The following is a 2,941-nucleotide window of genomic DNA, read 5'->3' on the forward strand; positions in this document are numbered from 1 at the left end:
CGGGGCCGGTGGCCGGGACCGTCCCTCGGCCGGAGTCCCGACCGCCGGGCCCCGCGGTCGGGTCCGAGAACGGCGCCAGGGCGGGCAGGGGGCTCGACGAGGCTGGTAGCAGGGCGAGGAATCCGGGGATCGTCCCGGCGATCATGGCCGAGGGCATCCCGGAGCGCACCGTCAGGTGGGGTCTCGACCCCTCGATGGCGGTGCCGTCGCGGTCGGACGGTTCCTGTGGTCGGGGAGCGGCAACCTCCTCGGTCACCTCGTCACCGGTGGGTGCGGTGGCCTCCGGGGGGCCGAGGACGACGACCGCCGCCGCGATCCCCAGCCCTCCCACGATGACGGGCAGGGCGATGAGTCCGGCAGCGGCGACCCTCATGCCACTCCTCCACACATGGGCTCAGTGTATTGATGACGCAGCCACTGTCTCACCGAATGGAGATCTTGGAAAGAGGGCGCCGTCACACGGACCGCAAACGGGCCGCACCCGGCATGGGTGCGGCCCGTTCGTGGATCACTCTCGGGGACTACCGATCTCGTCGCGCCGGTCTCAGCCCAGGCGCTCCTTGAGGGCGGCGAACTGCTCGTGCACCTCGGTCGGGACCTTGGGTCCGCAGAACTCCAGCCATTCGGTGATGAGCGGGAGCTCGCGACGCCACTCCTCGGGATCGATGGCCAGTGCCTCCTCGACGTCCTTGATCGGGGTGTCGAGGCCGGTGAGGTCGATGTCCGAGGCGCGGGCGGTGAACCCGGCGACGGTCTCGTCCGCCTCGACCCGACCCTCGATACGGTCCACGACCCACTTGAGGACCCGGCTGTTCTCGCCGAACCCGGGCCAGAGGAAGCGACCATCCGCGCCCTTACGGAACCAGTTGACCAGGAAGACCTTGGGCATCTTGTCGCCGCCGCGGGTGCCCATGTCCACCCAGTGCTGGAAGTAGTCACCGACGTTGTAACCGATGAAGGGCAGCATCGCCATCGGGTCGCGGCGAACCGCACCGACCTGGCCCTCCGCGGCCGCGGTCTGACCGGAGGAGAGGGTGGCCCCGATGTAGACGCCGTGGTTCCACGAGTGGGCCTCGCTCACCAGCGGTACGGTGTCCGCCCGGCGCCCACCGAACAGGATGGCCGAGATCGGCACGCCCTCGGGTGAGTTGAACTCCGCGGCCGTGACCGGGCACTGGTCGATCGGCACGCAGTAGCGGGAGTTGGGGTGGGCCGCATTGCCGGCGCCGCCGTCGCCGACGGGCGTCCAGTCGTTGCCCAGCCAGTCGATCAGGTGGTCCGGGGTCCCCTCCAGGTCCTCCCACCACACGTCACCGTCGTCCGTGAGGGCGACGTTGGTGTAGATGGAGTTGCCCGCTTCCAGCGTCTTCATGGCGTTGGGGTTGGAGGAGTAGTTGGTGCCCGGCGCGACACCGAAGAAGCCGTACTCCGGGTTGACGGCGTAGAGACGGCCGTCCTCGCCGAATCGCATCCAGGCGATGTCGTCTCCCACGACCTCGGCGCGCCAGCCCTCGATGGTCGGCTGCAGCATCGCGAGGTTGGTCTTGCCGCACGCGGACGGGAAGGCCGCGGCGATGAAGTAGACCTTGTCCTCCGGGGAGATGAGCTTGAGGATGAGCATGTGCTCGGCCATCCAGCCCTCGTCGCGGGCCATGGCGGAGGCGATCCGCAGCGCGAAGCACTTCTTGCCCAGCAGTGCGTTGCCGCCGTACCCGGATCCGAAGGACCAGATCTCCCGGGTCTCCGGGAAGTGGGTGATGTACTTCTCCTCGTTGCACGGCCAGGGGACGTCGTCCTGGCCGGGCTCGAGCGGGGCGCCCACGGTGTGCAGGCCCTTGACGTATGCGCCGTCCGAGCCGATCTTCTCGAGTGCGGCGGTGCCCATACGGGTCATGATCTTCATGGACACCACGACGTAGGCGGAGTCGGAGAGTTCGATGCCGAGCTTGGGGTCCTCGGCCTCGAGGGGGCCCATGCAGTAGGGCACGACGTACATCGTGCGGCCACGCATGCTGCCGCTGAACAGGTCGGTCATGTGGCCGCGCATCTCGGCCGGGTCCCGCCAGTTGTTCGTGGGGCCGGCACCCTCTGCGGTCTCCGAGCAGATGAACGTCCGCGACTCGACGCGGGCGACGTCCTTGGGGTCGGACTGGGCGAGGAACGAATTGGGCTTCTTCGACTCGTCGAGTCTGACGAAGGTGCCGTGCTCCACCAGTTCAGTCGTGAGGCGCTCCCACTCCTCGTCGGAGCCGTCGGCAAAGACGACCCGGTCCGGCTGGGTCAGTTCGGCGACCTCGGCGATCCACGCGAGCATCTCCGCGTGATCGGTTGGCGCCTGACCCTCGAGGCCGGGAATGGTGGTGGTGGTCATCACAGCTCCTCGTACACGGTGCATGGTATCGATCACAGACTATCGTCAACCCGATGGTCCCGCCGCTTTCCGGGCCCCGATCGTGGCCCCGACGTGAGCAATGCCTCAACTTTTCAGATGTGACCGTGGTCGATGCGTTCCCATCGGGCTGGGGGCGGTGACGATTCGGGGGACCCGGCCCGGGCCTCATTGGTGAAGCCGCCGAACGGGACCCCCTCCGCGGGGTTGGCCAGTCGCCAGGAGTCGTAGCTGCCGTCGAAACGGACCGTCGAGACGTGGTCGACCGTCCCGTCGCCGTCGACGTCCGTGTAGACGGTGAGCCCCCGGCCGTCCCCCCGGGTGACGGCCTCCATGAAACCGTCGCCGTCGAGGTCCGCCTCGGGTGACCCGAGATCCAGGACGCCGTCACCGACCGGGACGTGCAGGCCGAGAGACGAGGCCTCCGCGAGTGGGGCACCGTCGAGACCGCACACGTCGGGTCTGGCGCTGAAGCCGGTCGGTTCGGAACCGGGGTAGGGGTCGGTCATGGGGAGGGGCTCCCTGGGGTGGCGAGGGCGGGCGGGGGAGTGC

The 2,941-nt window shown here is 68.8% G+C and carries 3 protein-coding genes; all 3 read right to left on the bottom strand.

All coding sequences use genetic code 11. The features are described from left to right. A partial coding sequence (locus tag G6027_RS00530) for a hypothetical protein (protein WP_206682452.1) occupies positions 1-373 on the bottom strand: 373 nt, incomplete at its 3' end. A gap of 171 nt (positions 374-544) precedes the next feature. After that, a complete protein-coding gene (locus G6027_RS00535) occupies positions 545-2,371 on the bottom strand; it encodes a phosphoenolpyruvate carboxykinase (GTP) (protein ID WP_182634435.1) in 1,827 nt (608 codons plus the stop codon). A gap of 113 nt (positions 2,372-2,484) precedes the next feature. After that, positions 2,485-2,898 carry a DUF6802 family protein gene (locus G6027_RS00540; RefSeq protein WP_182634437.1) on the bottom strand — a complete coding sequence of 138 codons (414 nt, stop codon included), beginning with the start codon at positions 2,896-2,898 and terminating at the stop codon, positions 2,485-2,487. Between the last annotated feature and the right edge of the window lie 43 nt (positions 2,899-2,941).

Source organism: Dietzia sp. SLG310A2-38A2 (assembly GCF_014145095.1).
Lineage (GTDB): Bacteria > Actinomycetota > Actinomycetes > Mycobacteriales > Mycobacteriaceae > Dietzia.

Excerpts from the sequence above, each read along its gene's own strand:
- G6027_RS00535 (WP_182634435.1), bottom strand. The coding sequence starts at position 2,371 with ATGACCACCACCACCATTCCCGGCCTCGAGGGTCAGGCGCCAACCGAT.
- G6027_RS00540 (WP_182634437.1), bottom strand. The coding sequence starts at position 2,898 with ATGACCGACCCCTACCCCGGTTCCGAACCGACCGGCTTCAGCGCCAGA.